The 18,090-nt window shown below is 72.0% G+C and carries 17 protein-coding genes; 16 read left to right on the plus strand and 1 reads right to left on the minus strand.

Annotated elements, in window-relative coordinates; all coding sequences use genetic code 11:
* Nucleotides 1-430 precede the first annotated feature (430 nt).
* Complete coding sequence (locus ACFYU0_RS27005; RefSeq protein ID WP_351664110.1) at nt 431-1,453, minus strand: LacI family DNA-binding transcriptional regulator; 1,023 nt, start codon at nt 1,451-1,453, stop codon at nt 431-433.
* Between the two features lie 140 nt (nt 1,454-1,593).
* Between ACFYU0_RS27005 and ACFYU0_RS27010 the strand changes: the two genes are divergently transcribed.
* The 16 genes from ACFYU0_RS27010 to ACFYU0_RS27085 all read left to right on the plus strand — a co-directional run bounded on the left by ACFYU0_RS27010 (nt 1,594) and on the right by ACFYU0_RS27085 (nt 18,076).
* The gene (locus ACFYU0_RS27010) at nt 1,594-2,853 is read left to right on the plus strand and encodes an MFS transporter (protein WP_389304695.1); all 1,260 of its coding nucleotides are present in this window, start codon (nt 1,594-1,596) and stop codon (nt 2,851-2,853) included.
* Between the two features lie 9 nt (nt 2,854-2,862).
* Nucleotides 2,863-4,224: a Pup--protein ligase gene (gene pafA / locus ACFYU0_RS27015; RefSeq protein ID WP_073899688.1), complete on the plus strand. Its 1,362-nt coding sequence runs from the start codon at nt 2,863-2,865 to the stop codon at nt 4,222-4,224.
* Between the two features lie 143 nt (nt 4,225-4,367).
* The gene (locus ACFYU0_RS27020) at nt 4,368-5,381 is read left to right on the plus strand and encodes an FKBP-type peptidyl-prolyl cis-trans isomerase (protein WP_389304697.1); all 1,014 of its coding nucleotides are present in this window, start codon (nt 4,368-4,370) and stop codon (nt 5,379-5,381) included.
* A gap of 92 nt (nt 5,382-5,473) precedes the next feature.
* Nucleotides 5,474-5,857: an FKBP-type peptidyl-prolyl cis-trans isomerase gene (locus ACFYU0_RS27025; RefSeq protein ID WP_351664104.1), complete on the plus strand. Its 384-nt coding sequence runs from the start codon at nt 5,474-5,476 to the stop codon at nt 5,855-5,857.
* Between the two features lie 161 nt (nt 5,858-6,018).
* Nucleotides 6,019-6,996, plus strand: coding sequence for a WYL domain-containing protein (locus ACFYU0_RS27030; RefSeq protein ID WP_351664102.1), 978 nt, complete (start codon nt 6,019-6,021; stop codon nt 6,994-6,996).
* Between the two features lie 19 nt (nt 6,997-7,015).
* Complete coding sequence (locus ACFYU0_RS27035) at nt 7,016-8,059, plus strand: helix-turn-helix transcriptional regulator (protein WP_389304700.1); 1,044 nt, start codon at nt 7,016-7,018, stop codon at nt 8,057-8,059.
* An 89-nt stretch (nt 8,060-8,148) separates the two neighbouring features.
* On the plus strand, nt 8,149-8,382 hold the full coding sequence (locus tag ACFYU0_RS27040) for a hypothetical protein (protein WP_351664182.1): 234 nt from the start codon (nt 8,149-8,151) through the stop codon (nt 8,380-8,382).
* A 20-nt stretch (nt 8,383-8,402) separates the two neighbouring features.
* Entirely contained in the window at nt 8,403-8,597 is a 195-nt protein-coding gene (locus ACFYU0_RS27045; RefSeq protein ID WP_351664098.1) for a hypothetical protein, read from the plus strand.
* A gap of 253 nt (nt 8,598-8,850) precedes the next feature.
* Nucleotides 8,851-9,132, plus strand: a complete 282-nt coding sequence (gene tatA / locus ACFYU0_RS27050) for a Sec-independent protein translocase subunit TatA (protein WP_351664096.1) — start codon at nt 8,851-8,853, stop codon at nt 9,130-9,132.
* A 47-nt stretch (nt 9,133-9,179) separates the two neighbouring features.
* Nucleotides 9,180-10,130 carry a twin-arginine translocase subunit TatC gene (gene tatC / locus ACFYU0_RS27055; protein WP_351664094.1) on the plus strand — a complete coding sequence of 317 codons (951 nt, stop codon included), beginning with the start codon at nt 9,180-9,182 and terminating at the stop codon, nt 10,128-10,130.
* Nucleotides 10,131-10,234: 104 nt separating this feature from the next.
* Nucleotides 10,235-13,087 (plus strand): DEAD/DEAH box helicase, encoded by a 2,853-nt coding sequence (locus tag ACFYU0_RS27060; protein ID WP_351664092.1) that lies wholly within the window; start codon nt 10,235-10,237, stop codon nt 13,085-13,087.
* Nucleotides 13,088-13,448: 361 nt separating this feature from the next.
* The gene (locus tag ACFYU0_RS27065; protein WP_389304704.1) at nt 13,449-15,107 is read left to right on the plus strand and encodes a sensor histidine kinase; all 1,659 of its coding nucleotides are present in this window, start codon (nt 13,449-13,451) and stop codon (nt 15,105-15,107) included.
* Complete coding sequence (locus ACFYU0_RS27070; protein WP_351664088.1) at nt 15,104-15,508, plus strand: roadblock/LC7 domain-containing protein; 405 nt, start codon at nt 15,104-15,106, stop codon at nt 15,506-15,508. The genes ACFYU0_RS27065 and ACFYU0_RS27070 overlap by 4 nt, the downstream gene beginning before the upstream one ends.
* Entirely contained in the window at nt 15,505-15,933 is a 429-nt protein-coding gene (locus ACFYU0_RS27075) for a DUF742 domain-containing protein (protein ID WP_389304706.1), read from the plus strand. The genes ACFYU0_RS27070 and ACFYU0_RS27075 overlap by 4 nt, the downstream gene beginning before the upstream one ends.
* The gene (locus tag ACFYU0_RS27080) at nt 15,914-16,534 is read left to right on the plus strand and encodes an ATP/GTP-binding protein (RefSeq protein ID WP_389304707.1); all 621 of its coding nucleotides are present in this window, start codon (nt 15,914-15,916) and stop codon (nt 16,532-16,534) included. Before ACFYU0_RS27075 ends, ACFYU0_RS27080 begins: the two co-directional genes overlap by 20 nt.
* Before the next feature lie 45 nt (nt 16,535-16,579).
* Entirely contained in the window at nt 16,580-18,076 is a 1,497-nt protein-coding gene (locus tag ACFYU0_RS27085; protein ID WP_389304709.1) for a cytochrome P450, read from the plus strand.
* Nucleotides 18,077-18,090 lie beyond the last annotated feature (14 nt).

An 18,090-nucleotide genomic window follows, 5' to 3' on the forward strand; every position in this document is an offset into this window, starting at 1 on the left:
CGGCGCCGGAAAGCCCCCCGCTATGGCCGGGCGGGTTCAGCCGGGTCGTGGAGCCGGGCCCGGAGCGGTGCAGGGCTCGCGAGCTGCGCGGGAACGGGGCCGCCGGGGCCGGCTGAGCCGCGCCGGGACGGGGCGATGCGGTGGCGGCGCCGGAACGGCACGGCGCGGCGGGCGTAGCCAAGCCCCTGGAGCCGGCCCCGGTGCGGTGCAGGGCTCGAGCCGCGCCTGGCCGGCATCGGCGAAGCAGCATCGTGCCCTGGCCGGGCGGTGCCCGGGCACCAACCCTCGCCGAGGGTGCGCCGAGGACCTCGTGCCGGCGCCAGGGCCGGTGCCGCTCGCGGGACGCCGCGCTGGGACTCGCCGTGCGGTGGTCGTGTCGCAGAGCCCCGCTGGGCCCCGCCGGGCGTTGTCGCCGCCACGTGCGGCCTGGCTAGGCCTCGGCGGCGCTTGCCGGGGCCGTAGAGGCGCGTACGACGAGTTCCACGGGAATGTCTGCGCCGGCCGGCTCCCGGTTCTCCAGGACGGCGAGGAGGGCTTCCATGCCGCGTTCTCCGAACTGTTCGGCGTCGAGGCGGACGGTGGTGAGTTCGGGGTCGAGGGCGGTGGCGAGGGCCAGGTCGTCGAGGCCGGTGACGGACACGTCGTCGGGGACCCGCAGGCCGAGGCGGCGCAGGGCCTTGTAGGCGCCGGCGGCCAGTTTGTCGTCGTCGCACACCACGGCGGTGGGGCGGGGGCCGGGGGCGGCCAGCGCGGCCTCGAGGGCGGTGCGGGCGCCGTCGATGGAGATCGGCGCGGGTGCGGTCCGCAGCTGTGTCCCGGGTACGGCGTCGAGGCGGGCGGCGAGTTCCCGGGCGCGCATCTCGAAGGTCCAGGAGGGCACGTCGGCGGCGAGGTGCAGGAAGCGGCGGTGGCCGAGGGCCAGCAGGTGCTCGGTGACCTGGCGGACGCCGTCGGCGATGTCCAGGTTCACGGTGGCGGCGCCGAGGCTGCCGTCCGGGTCGCTGTCGAGCATGACGAGGGGGAGCTGGTCGCCGCGGATGGCGGTGAGGGCGTCGGCGGCCATGGAGGAGGCGATGACGCCGTCCAGGGCGGACTGCGCGGAGGCGAAGGGGTCGCGGGCCGGGCCGATGCCCTCGGGGGAGGGGTACAGCACGACGCCGAAGCCGTGCCGGGCCGCGACGCGTGCGGCGCCGGTGTAGACGCCGGCGAAGAACTCGGTGGTGAGCGCGGGGACGACGAGCAGGACGGTGCGGGTGCGGCCGAGGCGCAGGTTGCGGGCGGCGAGGTTGGGCCGGTAGCCGAGGTCGCGGGCGGCTTCCCGGACCCGGTCGGCGGTGGCCTCGGAGACCCGGCCGCGCCATTTGCCGCCGAGCACGAGGGAGACGGCCGCCTGGGAGACTCCGGCCGCCTGTGCGACGTCCCGGCTGGTCGGGCGGGTGCTGCTGCGTGCCACCGCGGGGGTGCTCCTGTTCTGGCGGTCGTGCGCCCGGGGGCTTCGCGGCCCGCCGGCTCACGTCCGGTCGTCTGGACGGGTGAACAGCGCACATGGTACGTATGACGGGCGGGGTTATACGTAACACTTGGAGGCGGGACATGGCCGCGGGATACCTCGAGATCCTCAGGGCGAGACACGCGGCCCGGCTGCTCACCGGCACCCTGGTGGGCCGGCTGCCCAACGCGACCGCCGCGATCGCGCTGGTGCTGTTCGTCCGCGCCGAGGGCGGCACGTACGGCCTGGCGGGCGCCCTCGCGGCCGTGTACGGCGTCGCCAACGCCGTCGGGCAGCCCGTGCTGGGCCGTCTGGAGGACCTGTACGGCCAGCCGCGCGTCCAGCTTCCCGCGGCCGTCGCGTCCGCGCTGGCGATGGCCGTCTTCGCGTTCTCCGGCACCGACCCGCTGCCCCTCGCCTGCGCGGCCGTGGCCGCGGCCGGCCTGTTCACCCCGCCGCTGGAGGGCGGTCTGCGGGCCCTGTGGCCGTCGGTGCTGCGCCGCGAGGAGCAGGTGCACACCGCGTACGCCATGGACGCCGTCGCCCAGGAAGTCATGTTCACCGTGGGACCGTTGCTGGTGACGCTGTGCGTCTCGCTGTGGTCGGAGCGGGCGGCGCTGCTGGTGCTGAACGCCGTCGGCGTCCTCGGCGCGCTCTCGGTGGTCCTCTCGCCGCCCTCGCGCGCCTGGCGCTCGGCGCCGCGCGAGGCGCACTGGCTGGGGGCCCTGCGCTCGCCCGGCCTGCTCGCGCTGCTCGGCGCCTTCCTGTTCGTCGGCATCGCGCTCGGCTCGATCACCGTGGCCTCGGTGCCGTACGCCGACGAGCACGGCGGCGACGCGGTCTACGGCTGGCTGATGGCCGCGCTGGGCCTCGGGGCGCTCATCGGCGGCTCCGTGTACGGCGCGCGTGCCTGGAGCGGCGCGCCCGAGCGGCGACTGCGCGTCCTGGTGGCCCTTCTGGCGGTCTGTTACCTGCCGCTGATGCTGATGCCGGACGCCGTGGCCATGGTGCTGCTCAGCCTGCTCTCCGGGGTGTTCCTGGCTCCCTGCATCGCCTGCGCGTTCATCATCGTCGACCGGCACGCGCCGGGCGGCACCGTCACCGAGGCGTTCTCCTGGCTCGTCACGACGTTCACCGTCGGCGCCTCGGTGGGAACGGGCCTGGCGGGACCGGTGGTCCAGGCGGGCGGCCCGCTGTGGGGATACGCCGTCCCCGGCGCCGCGGGAGCCGTGTCCCTGCTGGTCCTGCTCGCCACCGGGCGGGTCCTCGCAGTTCCCGCGCGGAGCGGGGTTGTTGCGGCTTCATCGGAAAATGATCCAAATCGTGCTGCCGAACCCCGTTTCAGCTCGGGGGATCGGGCGTAATGTTCAGTCATGGACCGCCGCATTTTCGGGCTGGAGAACGAGTACGGCGTCACGTGCACGTTCAGGGGACAGCGCCGCCTGTCTCCTGACGAGGTGGCGCGGTACCTCTTCCGCCGTGTCGTGTCATGGGGCCGCAGCAGCAATGTCTTTCTGCGAAACGGCGCCCGGCTCTATCTGGACGTGGGGTCGCATCCGGAATACGCCACACCCGAATGTGACAACGTGACCGAACTGGTCACCCACGACAAGGCCGGCGAGCGCATTCTCGAAGGACTCCTGGTGGACGCGGAACGACGCCTGCACGAGGAGGGAATCGCGGGCGACGTCTACCTCTTCAAGAACAACACCGACTCGGCGGGCAACTCCTACGGCTGCCACGAGAACTATCTGGTGGCGCGGCACGGGGAGTTCTCCCGGCTCGCGGACATCCTCATCCCCTTCCTGGTGACCAGGCAGCTGCTGTGCGGTGCGGGCAAGGTCCTGCAGACGCCGCGCGGCGCCGTGTACTGCGTCAGCCAGCGTGCCGAGCACATCTGGGAGGGCGTCTCCTCGGCGACGACCCGCTCCAGGCCCATCATCAACACCCGCGACGAACCGCACGCGGACGCCGAGCGCTACCGCCGGCTGCACGTCATCGTCGGCGACTCGAACATGTCCGAGACGACCATGCTGCTCAAGGTCGGCGCGACCGACCTGGTGCTGCGCATGATCGAGGCGGGCACCGTGATGCGCGACCTGACCCTGGAGAACCCGATCCGGGCGATCCGCGAGGTCAGCCACGACATCACCGGCCGGCGCAAGGTGCGCCTGGCCAGCGGCCGGGAGGCGTCCGCGCTGGAGGTGCAGCGCGAGTACTTCGACAAGGCCGTCGACTTCTGCGACCGCCGCGGCATCCGCACCGGCACGGTCGCGCAGGTCCTGGAGCTGTGGGGCCGCACCCTCGACGCCATCGAGACCGAGGAACTGGACCGCATCGGAACCGAGATCGACTGGGTCATGAAGTACAAGCTCATCGAGCGGTACCGGGCCAAGCACAACATGACCATGTCGCATCCGCGGGTCGCCCAGATAGACCTCGCTTATCACGACATCCACCGTCGCCGGGGTCTTTACTACCTGCTGGAGAAGAAGGGCCAAGCCGCCCGGATCTGCAACGACTTGAAGATCTTCGAGGGCAAGTCGGTGCCTCCGCAGACCACTCGGGCCCGGCTGCGCGGCGACTTCATCCGCCGGGCACAGGAACAGCGCAGGGACTTCACGGTCGACTGGGTGCACCTCAAGCTCAACGACCAGGCACAGCGCACCGTGTTGTGCAAGGACCCGTTCCGTTCGGTGGACGACCGCGTGGAGAAGCTCATCGCCGGAATGTGAGACCGCTCGCGAGTCAAGCGTTTCGGCGCCGAAATGCCGGACCGCCACACGGGCGCCGTACGTTTCCCGTACGGCGCCCGTGTCGCGTCGTAGAGTTGCGCGCACGCCAATCCGCAAGATCGACCGATTACGAGGCCCTTCCCGTGCGCCGACGCTCACTCCTCCTCGCCGCCGTACCCGCAGGACTGGTCACGCTCGCCGGGTGCGGCGACGACAAGTCCGAGTCCAGCAAGGCCGGCGCGTCGCCGACACCGTCGGGCCCGGCGTCCTCCGTGCCGCCGCCCAAGATCGTGGACGGGCCGCTGCCGGCGATCACGGCGGGCACGAAGTTCGGCGAGAAGCCGACCGTCGCCAAGGGCCCGGGCGACCCCTCGAAGGACCTCGCGGTCAAGACGGTCATCACGGGCAGCGGGCGCACGGTCGCGGAGAACGACTTCATCGAGGCGAACTACCTGGGCCAGATCTGGAGCAGCGCCAAGGTCTTCGACAATTCCTACGACCGCAACCGCCCGCTGGTCATGCAGCTCGCCCAGGGCAGCCTCATCGACGGCTGGCGGTACGCCCTGCAGGGCAAGAAGACCGGCAGCCGCGTGCTCATCGCCGTCCCGCCCACCTGGGGCTACGGCAAGTCGGGCAACGCGCAGGCGGGCATCAAGGGCACCGACACCCTGGTCTTCGTCATCGACCTGATCAACTCCTTCAACTCCAAGAGCTCCGCCCAGGGCAAGGAGGTGCCGCAGGACGACCCGGCGCTGCCGACCGTCGGCACCAACACCGACGGCAAGGCGCCCGAGATCAAGCCGGCCAAGCAGAGCACCCCGCCGGGGAAGCTGGCCTCCGTCTACGTCCTGGAGGGCGACGGCCCCGAGGTCAAGGCGAACCAGGCGGTGCTGTGCCAGTTCAAGGGCGTGGTCTGGGGCAGCGACAAGCCGTTCCAGCAGACGTACGACACCGGACGGCTCAGCCAGTTCTCGCTGGAGCAGATGCAGCAGGTCGTCAAGGGGCTGTCGCAGGGACTGGCCGGCAAGAAGGTGGGCAGCAGGGTCCTGATCGTCGTGCCGCCGGACCTGGGTTACGGCGACACCCCGCCGAGCGGCAGCGGCATCAAGAAGGGCGCCACGCTGGTGTTCTCGGTGGACATCCTCGCCGCCATGTGACCGGGCCCGTCGTGGCGCCGTGGCGGGCGGCAGACCAGCGGGGATGACAGACTGTCCGTGTTTCGTGTCGTACACAAGCAGGAGCTTTTGACGTGAGCATCGAGAAGCCCGAGATCGACTTCCCGGGCGGCGAGCCGCCGGCGGACCTCGAGATCAAGGAGATCTGGGAAGGGGACGGCGAGGTCGCCGAAGCGGGCGACATCGTCAAGGTCCACTACGTGGGCGTGGCCTTCTCCTCCGGCGAGGAGTTCGACGCCTCCTGGAACCGCGGCACCCCGCTGGACTTCCAGCTCGGCGTCGGCCAGGTCATCCAGGGCTGGGACAAGGGCGTCCAGGGCATGAAGGTCGGCGGCCGCCGCCAGCTGACCATCCCCGCGCACCTCGCGTACGGCGACCGCGGCGCCGGTGGCGGCCGGATCGCCCCGGGCGAGACGCTGATCTTCGTCTGCGACCTCGTGGGCGTTGCCAAGCGCTGACCGAACCTGGTCGAAGGAGGGCCCGTGCTGTCCGCACGGGCCCTCCTCGCGTGACCGCCGCTGTTCAGTACGGCTCCGCTTCCCGCTCCGGCTTTTGCCCCGACACCCCGGGGCGGTACGGTCAACGGTCGGAAGCACCATAGGGAAGGCGAAGGGCGTCGATGGCCATTGCCAAGGCCGAGCGGCTGATGAACCTCGCGCTGTGCCTGCTCGGCACACGCCGGCCGCTCAGCAAGCGCGAGCTGCGCGACTCCATCGAGGCGTACGTCGAGGCCTCCAGGCCGGAGCGGGGCGCTGCGGGCAGCGACGACTCCTTCAACCGCATGTTCGAGCGGGACAAGGACGACCTGCGCGAGCTGGGCCTGGTCATCGAGACCGTGGAGAACCTCGACGGCGAGGTCGGCTACCTGGCCCGCCGCGACAGCAACCGTCTGCCCCCCATCACCCTGGACGCCGAGGAGGCCGCCGCCCTGGGCCTGGCCGCCAAGGTCTGGCAGCAGGCCCGTCTGGCCGGCGCGGCCAGCGGCGCCCTGCAGAAGCTGCGCGCCGCCGGGCTCCCCGAGGACGTCGACCCCTACGAGGCGCACGGCGCCCTGGAGCCGCGCATCCCGGTGCACGAGGCCGCCTTCGAACCGCTGATGCTGGCCTGCCGCGACCGCCGCCCCGTGGTCTTCGACTACCGCAAGGCCTCCGCCGCCCACCCCGAGCCCCGGCACGTCGAGCCCTGGGCGCTGGAGTGCTGGCGCGGCCACTGGTACCTGGCCGGCTTCGACCGGGACCGGGGCGCCGAGCGCGTCTTCCGGCTGTCCCGGATCACCGGCCGGGTGCGCTCGCGCGGCACCGGTTTCACCGTGCCCGTGCCCGACGTGGTCACCGTGCGGGAGACCGTCGCGAGCTGGGCCGGTGAGATCGCCGACCGCTCGGCGCTGATCCGGCTGCGCTCCGGCTCCGGTTACCCCCTTCGGGCGAAGGCCACCGCGGTCCGGGAACTCGGGGACGGCTGGGACGAGTTGGAGATTCCGTACGGGCACGGGCTGGACGCCTGGCTGGTGGAGTTCGGGCCGGACGCGGTGGTCGTGGAGCCGGCCGAGCTGCGCGCGGACGTGGTGGACCGGCTGCGTGCCGTGGCCAAGGGCTGAGGGGGAGCGGAGCACAACCATGGCAGGCAAACCGGTCAGGCCCGTGAACGCCATCGACCAGACCCGGCGGATGCTCTCCCTGGTCACCTACCTCAGGGAGCGCCCCGGCGCTCGGATCGCGGACGTCGCGCGCGCCTTCGGCATCACCGAGGACGAGCTGGTCTCCGACCTCGACCTGCTGCCCATGTGCGGCACCAGCTTCCGCGGCGGCGACCTGCTGGACATCGACACGGACGGCGAGCGGATCTGGTGGCACAACCCGGCCGCGCTCGGCGAGGAGGCGGCCGAGCCGCTGCGGCTCGCCGCCGACGAGGCCACGGCCCTGCTGGTGGCCGCCCGCGCGGTGTCCACCCTGCCGGGCCTCAGAGAGGGCGACCGCCAGGCGTTGCTGCGGGCGACGGCCAAGGTGGAGACGGCGGCCGGCGAGGCGGCCGGCGCGAGCGCCCGGCTGTCGGTGACCTTCGAGTCCGAGGGCGGTGTCTTCGCCGACGTCGACCGCGCGATCTCCGAGCGCCGCAGGCTGTGGATCCGCTACTACTCGCCCGCGCGCGACGAGATCACCGAGCGGGAGATCGACCCCATCCGCCTGGTCAGCGTCGGCCACACCTACGTGGAGGCCTGGTGCCGTCGCTCCGAGGCGCGCCGCACCTTCCGGCTGGACCGGGTCGCCGAGATCAGGATCCTGGACGAGCCGTCCGCGCCGCCCGAGATGGAGCTGCGGGACCTGTCCGAGGCCCTGGTGCAGCCGGCCGCCGAGGACCCGGAGGTGGTCATCGAGGTCGGCCCCGGCGGCCGCTGGGTGGCCGAGTACTACCCGCACGACAGCGCCGATGAGCTTCCCGACGGCGGGCTGCGTATCACTCTGCGCACCCCCGATCCGGCGTCGCTGAGACGGCTGGCCCTGCGTCTCGGCCGCGACGGCCGGATCGTCTCGCCGCCCGAGCTGGCCGACAGCGCCCGCCGGGCGGCCCGCGAGGCGCTTGCGGCGTACGACACGGCCACCGCGCCGGTGGGCGGCGGTGCCGGCGAACGGCGTGACGACAGGCAGGAGCGAGAGCGTTGAGCGAGTCTCCGGTGTCCGGTGCGGGCCGAGCCAGGGGGGAGGCGAGCGGGGGCGGCGGCCAGTTGACCGTGGCGTCCGCCTTCGCCGGGATGAGAAGAGCGGTCCCCGTGCTGTTCCGGGCCGGCTGCCCGGACTGCCGGGGCCGCTTCGAACTCGCCGCGGGCGCCCTGCGCCTGGCCATAGGCGCCACCAGCCGGACGACGTTCTACTCCTTCACCTGCCCCGACTGCGGCGCCGCGGTGCGCAAGCCCGCGGGGGAGCGGATCGTCGAACTGCTCACCGGCGGCGGCGTGCGCACCCTGCGGCTGCACTCCACGGTGTAGGACCGTCTAAGGTCGACGTCATGTTCTGGCCGATGTTCGCGGTAGCCGTGGGATTCGTGACACTCGCCGTGCTGGGGGTGCTCGCGGTGCGGGTCTTCCTCGAGGCCCGGCGTCTGGGGCGGCAGGTCGCCGACTCGGCGCGCCGCATCAACCGGGCCGCCGAGGACCTGGAGCGGGCGGCGGTGAGCGCGGCCCGCGCCGTGGACACGCTGTGACGGTCCCGACCCCGAGAGTCTGGTAAGGGACGCGGTTTGGGGCACTTCGCCCTGTCATGCTGAGAGGTGGGGCAGGTACGCTGCTGATCGCGGCGCGAAGAACGAGGCGCGTGCCGCGGACCGGGAGTACGCACGGGGATTGCCTCACGTTCACCCCTGAGCGTTACGATCGCTGGCAGCACGATCGTTCGGACACGTGTCCGGCTGGTCGGACAGCACCCACCCAGTCGCCTCGGTGAGAAGGTAAAGACTTATGTTCGGAAGGCTCGGAGCCCCCGAGATCATTCTCATCCTCGTCGTCATCGTCCTGCTGTTCGGCGCGAAGAAGCTTCCGGACATGGCGCGCTCGCTCGGCAAGTCCGCGCGCATCCTCAAGAGCGAGGCCAAGGCGATGAAGGAGGACGGCGGCAACAGCTCCGCCCCGGCGCCCGGCTCCAACGAGCAGCCTCCGTCCCAGCGCACGATCCAGGCGTCCCCCGGCGACGTGACCAGCTCCCGGCCGGTCAACGAGCCGTCGGACACCACCCAGCGCTGACGCAGGGCCGGAGCGCTCCGGCCCGCCGCACGAGATGAGGACGTGGGTTGCTCAAGTCTGCCCGCAAGAAGGAGAGAGATCCCGAGGGGCGGATGCCTCTCGCGGATCATCTTCGTGAGCTCCGCAACCGGCTCGCGAAGGCCATGCTGGCCATCGTCGTCGTGACGATCGTCGCCGCCTTCTTCTACAACGACATCATCAACTTCCTGACCAAGCCGATCCTCGACTCGGTGGGCTGTCAGGAGAGCTTCGAGCAACTGGCGAAGTCGCCGGCGAAGCACCAGTGCGCGGAGATCACCATCAACGGGCTCCTCGCCCCGTTCACCCTCGCGCTGCAGGTCTCGCTGATGGCGGGCGTCGTGCTCGCCTCGCCGGTCTGGCTCTACCAGCTGTGGGCGTTCGTCGCGCCCGGTCTGCACCGGCACGAGAAGAAGTACGCCTACGCGTTCGTCTTCACCGGCGCCCCGCTGTTCTTCGCCGGCGCCTTCTTCGCGTACAAGGTGCTGCCGACCACCGCCAAGGTGCTGATCGACTTCACCCCGAACGGCGCCATCAGGAACCTGCTGCCGCTGGACGACCTGCTCCAGCTGGTCACCCGCATGGTGATCGTCTTCGGCCTCTCCTTCGAGCTGCCCCTGCTGCTGGTCATGCTCAACCTCACCGGGGTGCTGAGCGGCAGCCGGATGCTCGGCTGGTGGCGCGCGATGATCCTCGGCATCACGGTCTTCGCGGCCGTCGCGACGCCGAGCACCGACCCGCTCTCCATGCTGGCCCTCGCCGGGCCGATCTGGGTGCTGTACTTCGGCGCGGTCGGCTTCTCCCTGCTCAACGACAAGCGCAGGCGGCGCCGCGAGGCCGCCGGCCCCGCCGACGACGAGGCCTCCGAGCTGGACCTGACCCCCGAGGACATCGGCGAGATCCAGCCCGTCGCGGCCGCCCGCACGGTGCCCGAGCAGACGAGCACGGAGCGGGTCAACGGCTACGACGACGTGACCTGACCCCTCGCCCGCAGCGCCGCCGGTGCCCCCGTCCCCGAGGACGGGGGCACCCGTCGTTCCCGCCCGCCGCGTGATCCGCTGCCGCTCAGTACACGATCGGGATAATGATCGTCCTGTTGTCAGCGGGGCCCGGTACGCTCGAAAGCACGATGACAGAGGACCTCTCACCGGCCGAGCGGTACGCGGCCGCCCGCCTGCGGGCAGCCGAGCAGGCCACCGCGCTCGCGTCCTTCCGCGAGATGTACGACTTCGGCCTCGACCCCTTCCAGATCGAGGCCTGCCAGGCGCTCGAGGCGGGGAAGGGCGTCCTGGTGGCCGCCCCCACCGGTTCGGGCAAGACGATCGTGGGCGAGTTCGCCGTCCACCTCGCCCTGCTGCAGGGCAAGAAGTGCTTCTACACCACCCCCATCAAGGCGCTGTCCAACCAGAAGTACGCCGACCTGTGCCGCCGCTACGGCGCGGCCAAGGTCGGCCTGCTCACCGGCGACAACAGCGTGAACTCCGACGCCCCGGTGGTCGTGATGACCACCGAGGTGCTGCGGAACATGCTGTACGCCGGCTCGCAGACCCTCCTCGGCCTCGGCTACGTGGTCATGGACGAGGTGCACTACCTCTCCGACCGCTTCCGCGGCGCCGTCTGGGAGGAGGTGATCATCCACCTCCCCGAGTCGGTGACCCTGGTGTCGCTGTCGGCCACCGTGTCCAACGCCGAGGAGTTCGGCGACTGGCTGGACACCGTCCGCGGCGACACCGAGGTGATCGTCTCCGAGCACCGGCCCGTGCCGCTGTTCCAGCACGTGCTCGCCGGGCGCCGGATGTACGACCTGTTCGAGGAGGGCGAGGGCCACAAGAAGGCCGTCAACCCCGACCTCGCCCGGCTCGCCCGCATGGAGGCGAGCCGGCCCTCGTACCAGGACCGGCGGCGCGGGCGCTCGATGCGCGAGGCCGACCGGGAGCGGGAGCGCAGACAGCGCTCCCGGGTGTGGACGCCGGGCCGGCCCGAGGTCATCGAGCGCCTCGACGCCGAGGGCCTGCTGCCCGCCATCACGTTCATCTTCAGCCGGGCCGCCTGCGAGTCCGCCGTCCAGCAGTGCCTGTACGCGGGCCTCAGGCTGAACGACGACGAGGCCCGGGAGAAGGTGCGGGCCCTCGTCGAGGAGCGCACCGCCGCCATCCCGCCCGAGGACCTGCACGTCCTCGGGTACTACGAGTGGCTGGAGGGCCTGGAGCGCGGTATCGCCGCCCACCACGCGGGCATGCTTCCGACCTTCAAGGAGGTCGTGGAGGAGCTGTTCGTACGCGGTCTGGTCAAGGCCGTGTTCGCGACCGAGACGCTCGCGCTCGGCATCAACATGCCCGCCCGTTCGGTGGTGCTGGAGAAGCTCGTCAAGTGGAACGGCGAGCAGCACGCCGACATCACCCCCGGTGAGTACACGCAGCTCACCGGCCGGGCCGGCCGCCGGGGCATCGACGTCGAGGGCCACGCGGTCGTGCTGTGGCAGCGCGGTATGAGCCCCGAGCACCTCGCGGGCCTCGCCGGCACGCGCACGTACCCGCTGCGCTCCAGCTTCAAGCCGTCGTACAACATGGCCGTCAACCTGGTCGAGCAGTTCGGCCGGCACCGCTCGCGCGAGCTGCTGGAGACCTCCTTCGCGCAGTTCCAGGCCGACAAGTCGGTCGTCGGGATCTCCCGGCAGGTGCAGCGCAACGAGGAGGGCCTGGACGGCTACAAGGCCTCCATGACCTGCCACCTCGGGGACTTCGAGGAGTACGCGCGGCTGCGGCGCGAGCTGAAGGACCGGGAGACCGAGCTGGCCAGGCAGGGCGCCAGCCAGCGGCGCGCCGAGGCCGCCGTCGCCCTGGAGAAGCTCAAGCCGGGTGACGTCATCCACGTGCCCACCGGCAAGTACGCGGGCCTCGCGCTGGTGCTGGACCCGGGCCTGCCCGCCGGGCGTTCCAACGGCCACCGGGGCTTCGACCACCACGACGGTCCGCGCCCGCTGGTGCTGACGGCGGAACGGCAGGTCAAGCGGCTTGCGTCGATGGACTTCCCGGTGCCGGTCGAGCCGCTGGACCGGATGCGGATCCCGAAGTCCTTCAATCCGCGCTCCCCGCAGTCCCGCCGGGACCTCGCCTCGGCGCTGCGCACCAAGGCCGGGCACATCCCGCCGGACCGGGCCCGCAAGAAGCGTTCGCAGGCCGCCGACGACCGGGAGATCGCCCGGCTGCGCACGGCGATCCGGGCGCACCCCTGCCACGGCTGCGACGACCGCGAGGACCACGCCCGCTGGGCCGAGCGCTACCACCGCCTGCTGCGCGACACCACGCAGCTCGAGCGCCGGATCGAGGGCCGCACGAACACCATCGCGCGGACCTTCGACCGGATCGTGGCGCTGCTCACCGAGCTGGACTACCTGCGCGGCGACGAGGTCACCGAGCACGGCAGGCGGCTCGCCCGGCTCTACGGCGAGCTGGACCTGCTGGCCAGCGAGTGCCTGCGCGAGGGCGTCTGGGAGGACCTCGCCCCGGCGGAACTCGCCGCCTGCGTCTCGGCGCTGGTGTACGAGGCCCGGGTCGGCGACGACGCGATGGCGCCCAAGCTGCCCTCGGGCAGGGCGAAGGCCGCGCTCGGCGAGATGGTCCGGATCTGGGGCCGGTTGGACGCGGTCGAGGAGGAGTTCCGGATCAGCCAGACCGAGGGCGTGGGCCAGCGCGAGCCGGACCTGGGCTTCGCCTGGGCCGCCTACATGTGGGCCTCCGGCAAGGGCCTGGACGAGGTGCTGCGCGAGGCGGAGATGCCCGCGGGCGACTTCGTGCGCTGGTGCAAGCAGGTGATCGACGTGCTCGGGCAGATCGCCGCCGCCGCGCCCGTGGAGGGCTCGACGGTGACGAAGGCCGCGCGCAAGGCCGTGGACCAGCTCCTGCGGGGCGTGGTGGCCTACTCGTCGGTGGGCTGAGCCCGCCCCGCCCCGCCCCGCCCGGACGCGGCCGGCTTCCGCCGGTCGCGTCCGGCGCCGAACCCCCTCATTCACTCGTCACGGTGAGGGGGTTTCGTATGCCCGTACGGCGTCACGGATGGTGTTCGAACAAATGCACAGCGTGTAAATGGAGTGAGCGTACTCCTGTTGCGCGGGTGAATTCAGGTGCTTGCCGAATATGACGCGGCGATGATCCGGTCGGACTAAGCTCGCCCGCGACGCACCGGGTTGAGCCGATTACTGCGTCTGCCCCCGAATATCCCGAAGGTCCGGGTCGTTCCGTGAATCTTCCCCTCGCAAGCTCCCCCGACACCCAGCCGACTCGTCTCGGAAGGCATCCATGGTGAGTGTTCCAAAGCCTCCCGGCGGCCGTGAACTTCCCCTCGCCCGCGTGCTGTTGCCGCCCGCCGTCGTGATGGCCGGGGTGACCGGGGCCGCCGCCGCACTGGTCCCGCCCGCCGCCCGGATCGCCGTCGTCGGGTGCGGGACCGTGGCCCTGCTGCTGCTCCTCGCCCTGGCCGCGGAGATCGTCCGCCGCGGCCGCGAGCTCCGCGAGACGCGGGCCGAGCACGCCCGGCACGCCGCGTACCTGGAGCACCGCCTCGCCACCCACGACGCGGAGATCGTCCGGCTCGGCACCCAGGTCCTGCCCACCGCGCTGCGCCACCTGCGCGGCGGAGAACCGCTCCGGGAGGTGATGCGCAAGGTCGTCGACAACGACCCAGAACTGCGGCACCTGCCCGACTCGCAGCGCACGCTGCTGCACACGGCACTGCGCGGCGCCGACCACGAGATCTCGATGCGCGACGCCACCGAGCGCTCCTTCGTCAGCATCGCCCGCCGCGTGCAGGCCATCGTCCACCAGCAGGCCAGCGAACTGCGGGAGATGGAGGAGGACCACGGCCGCAACCCCGAGGTCTTCGACGACCTGCTGCGCATCGACCACGGCACCGCGCTGATCGGCCGCCTCGCCGACTCCATCTCCGTGCTCGGCGGCGGCCGCCCCGGCCGCCAGTGGCCCCTGCCCGTGTCGCTGTACAGCGTCCTGCGCGGCGCGATGTCCCGGATCCTGGAGTACCGGCGCATCGACCTGAACTCCATCGTCAACATCAACATCAAGGGCACCTCGGTGGAGCCCATCATCCACGCCGCCGCCGAACTGCTCGACAACGCCACCCGCTACTCGCCGCCGTCGACCAAGGTGCGGGTCACCGCCGTCGAGGTGCAGACCGGGCTCGCCATCGAGATCGAGGACGCCGGGGTCAGCCTCAGCGAGGAGTCCCGGGCCCGCATCGAGAAGGCCATCACCGACGCCATGGCCGCCGACGACGCCCACAACCTCGGCGAGAGCCCCCGCCTCGGCCTCGCCGTCGTCGGCCGGCTCTGCAAGGCGTTCGACATGCAGGTCTCGCTGCGCGCCTCCGCCTACGGCGGCGTCCGCGCGATCCTCGTCGTGCCGCGCGTGATGACCACCACGGAGCCCGGCGTGGGCGCCGCCCACGGCATCGGCGCCACCGCCGTGCCCATGCCCGAACTGGGCGCCCTGGAGGGCCCCAAGCGCCCGCCGAAGAAGCGCCGGCCCACCAGCCCCCGCATCCCCGCCGGGATCTCCATGGAGGACGACGTCCCCGAGGTCACCGAGTGGACGGCGGGCGGTCTGCCGCAGCGCCGCAGCCGGGTGAAGACGCCGCTCAGCCAGCGGTTCGCCGAACAGGCCGCCATCGAGCGCGCCGAGCGCGAGGGCAGGCCGACCGTCTGGTCCCAGCCGGCGCCCGAGCCGGAACCCGCGCCCGAGATCGACCGCGAGCCGCAGAAACTGAAGGACCGGCCGCCGGGCATGTGGGTCGACGCCTTCTGGGACGGCCTGAAGAAGGGCATGCCCGAGGGCGCCACCGCGGCCGAGCTGACCGACTTCACCCGGAACCCGACCGCTTACCTGCACCTGATCGACGATTCGGCAGGCCCCACCCAGGCCGACGACGAGGGGGACCTCAAGTGATCCAGCAGCGAGGCAACATCGACTGGATGCTCAAGCAGCTCAACGACGGCGTCCCGGGCATCCAGATGATCGTGGTCCTCTCCGCCGACGGACTGCGCATCGCCCGGCACGGCGGCGACCCCGACGCCGCCGACCGGGTGGCCGCCGCCTGCGCGGGACTGCAGAGCCTGGCCGGCGCCATCACCCAGGAGATCGTGGGCAGCGGGGACATGAAGCTCGTCGTCATCGAGATCGACGGCGGCTACTTCTACCTCATGAACGCCGGCGCCAACGCCTTCCTCGCGGTGCTCGCCGACGTGACCTGCGAGCCGGGCCGGATGAGCGGCATGATGCGCGACCTCGTCGTCCGCATCGGCACCCATCTGACGAGTCCGCCCCGGCGGAACGGGCAGACCGTATGACTCCGCCGCGGCGCAGGCGCCGCCGGCCACCGCACCCGCCGGCACCCCCGCCGCCCCCACCCCCGCTCCCCGCGAAAGCCGGGGGCGGCCCCGGGCGGCCCGGCAACCCCGAGCGGCTGTACACCATCGCCGGTCCCGCCGACGGCGCCCGGGCCGAACTCGACCTGGTGACGCTGATCGTGGCGCACTCCGCGCCGTCGCCCTCCGCCTCCCCCGAGCAGGCGGCGGTGCTCCGGCTGTGCACCGCGCCGCTGTCCGTGGCCGAACTCTCGGCCTACCTCAACCTGCCGTTCAGCGCGACGACCGTCCTGCTCACCGAGCTGATCGCGGCCGACCTGGTGCAGGCGCGCGCCCCGATCGTCCGCCAGGCGCTCCCCGACCGTTCACTCCTCGAAGCGGTGATGCATGGACTTCAACGGCTCTGACACCATCCCCGGCCCGCGCACCGAGGACCATCTGCCGCAGACGGCGCAGGCCGCGGTGAAGATCGTGATCGTGGGCGGGTTCGGCGTCGGCAAGACCACCATGGTCGGCTCGGTCAGCGACATCAGGCCGCTGACCACCGAGGAGACCATGACCCAGGCCGGCATCGGGGTCGACGACAACTACGGCTCCGACACCAAGACGGCCACCACCGTGGCGATGGACTTCGGCCGCATCGGCATCACCGACAAGCTGGTGCTCTACCTGTTCGGCACCCCCGGCCAGGAGCGCTTCTGGTTCCTGTGGAACGGCCTGTTCGAAGGCGCGCTCGGCGCGGTCGTCCTGATCGACACCCGGCGCCTGGAGGTGAGCTTCGACGTCATGGGACGGCTCGAGGAACGCGGCGTGCCCTTCGTCGTCGCCGTCAACACCTTCCCGGACGCGCCCCGTTACCCGATCGAGGAACTGCGCACCGCGCTGGACCTGTCCCCGGACATCCCGATCATCGACTGCGACGTGCGCCGCCGGGCCTCCAGCAAGGACGTGCTGATGACCCTGATGCGCTTCCTGCACTCCCTGGCCCTGTCCGGCGCCCTCCGCTGATCCCGCGTCCGACCGACCCCCACCCATCCGTTCCGGAGCTGCACCGTGACGTCTGAACCCCAGTCCCTGACCGGCACCGAACCCACCCCCGGCCCGCCGCCCGGCTGCCCGGCGCACGGCCTCGGCCCCGGCGAGGCGCACCGGATCCACGGCCCCGGCGTCGAGGACCTGGACGGCCTCTACGAGCACCTGCGGGAACTGCACGGCGCCGTGGCGCCCGTGCTGCTCCACGACGACGTACCGATGTGGGTGGTGCTCGGCCACGCCGAGAACCTGCAACTGGTGCGCAGCCCCTCCCAGTACACCCGCGACAGCCGGATCTGGTCCCCGCTGCTCCAGGAGCAGGTGAAGCCCGACCACCCGCTCATGCCGCACATCGCCTGGCAGCCCATCTGCTCGCACGCCGAGGGCGACGAGCACCAGCGGCTGCGCGCGGCGGTCACCGGCGCCATGGCGCCCATCGACCACCGCGGCCTGCGCCGTCACATCGGCCGCTACACCCAGACCCTGGTCAACGACTTCTGCGAACGCGGCCGGGCCGACCTGGTCTCGCAGTTCGCCGAGCACCTGCCGATGGCCGTGATGTGCGAGATCCTCGGCATGCCCGAGGAGTACGGCGACCGGCTGGTGCAGGCCGCCCGCGACGCGCTCAAGGGCACCGAGACCGCCATCCGGAGCCACACGTACGTCATGGAGGCGCTCGGCCGGCTCACCGCCCGCCGCCGGGCCCGGCTGGAGGACGACTTCACCAGCCACCTCATCGCCCACCCGGCGGGACTCACCGACGACGAGGTCCGCGAGCACCTGCGGCTGGTGCTGTTCGCGGCCTACGAGGCCACCGCCAACCTCCTCGCCAACGCGCTGCGCATGGTGCTGACCGAGCCGGGCTTCCGCGCCCAGCTCAACGGCGGCCAGATGACCGTGCCGGAGGCCATCGAGCAGTCCCTGTGGGACGAGCCGCCGTTCAGCACCGTCTTCGGCTACTTCGCCAAGCAGGACACGGAACTGGGCGGGCGGCGCATCCACCGGGGCGACGGGCTGCTCTTCGCGCCGGCCCCGGGGAACGTCGACCCCCGGGTGCGCCCCGACCTCTCCGCCGGGATGCAGGGCAACCGGTCCCACCTGGCGTTCGGCGGCGGCCCGCACGAGTGCCCCGGCCAGGACATCGGCCGGGCGATCGCCGACGTCGGGGTGGACGCGCTGCTGATGCGGCTGCCCGACGTCCAGCTCGACTGCGCCGAGGAGGAGCTGCGCTGGCGCTCGTCGATCGCCTCCCGGCACCTGGTGTCGCTGCCGGTGCGCTTCGAGCCCAAGGCCCAGCAGGACGTGAGTCTGCCGCCCCGCCCGTCGACCGTGCCGCCGCAGCGCTCGGGCCCGCCGGCCGTCACCGCGCCCATCGCACCGGCCCCCGCCGCCGGGCCCCGGCCGCCGGTTCCGGCCCCGGTCGCCCCGCACGTGCCCGCCCCCGTCCCCGCGACGCCGGACCCGTCCCGCCGCGAGAACGTGTGGCAGCGGCTGCTGCGCTGGTGGCGCGGGGAGTGAGCGGCGGGTCCCGC

This window comes from Streptomyces sp. NPDC003720 (genome assembly GCF_042875075.1).
In the GTDB taxonomy this organism is placed as follows: domain Bacteria; phylum Actinomycetota; class Actinomycetes; order Streptomycetales; family Streptomycetaceae; genus Streptomyces.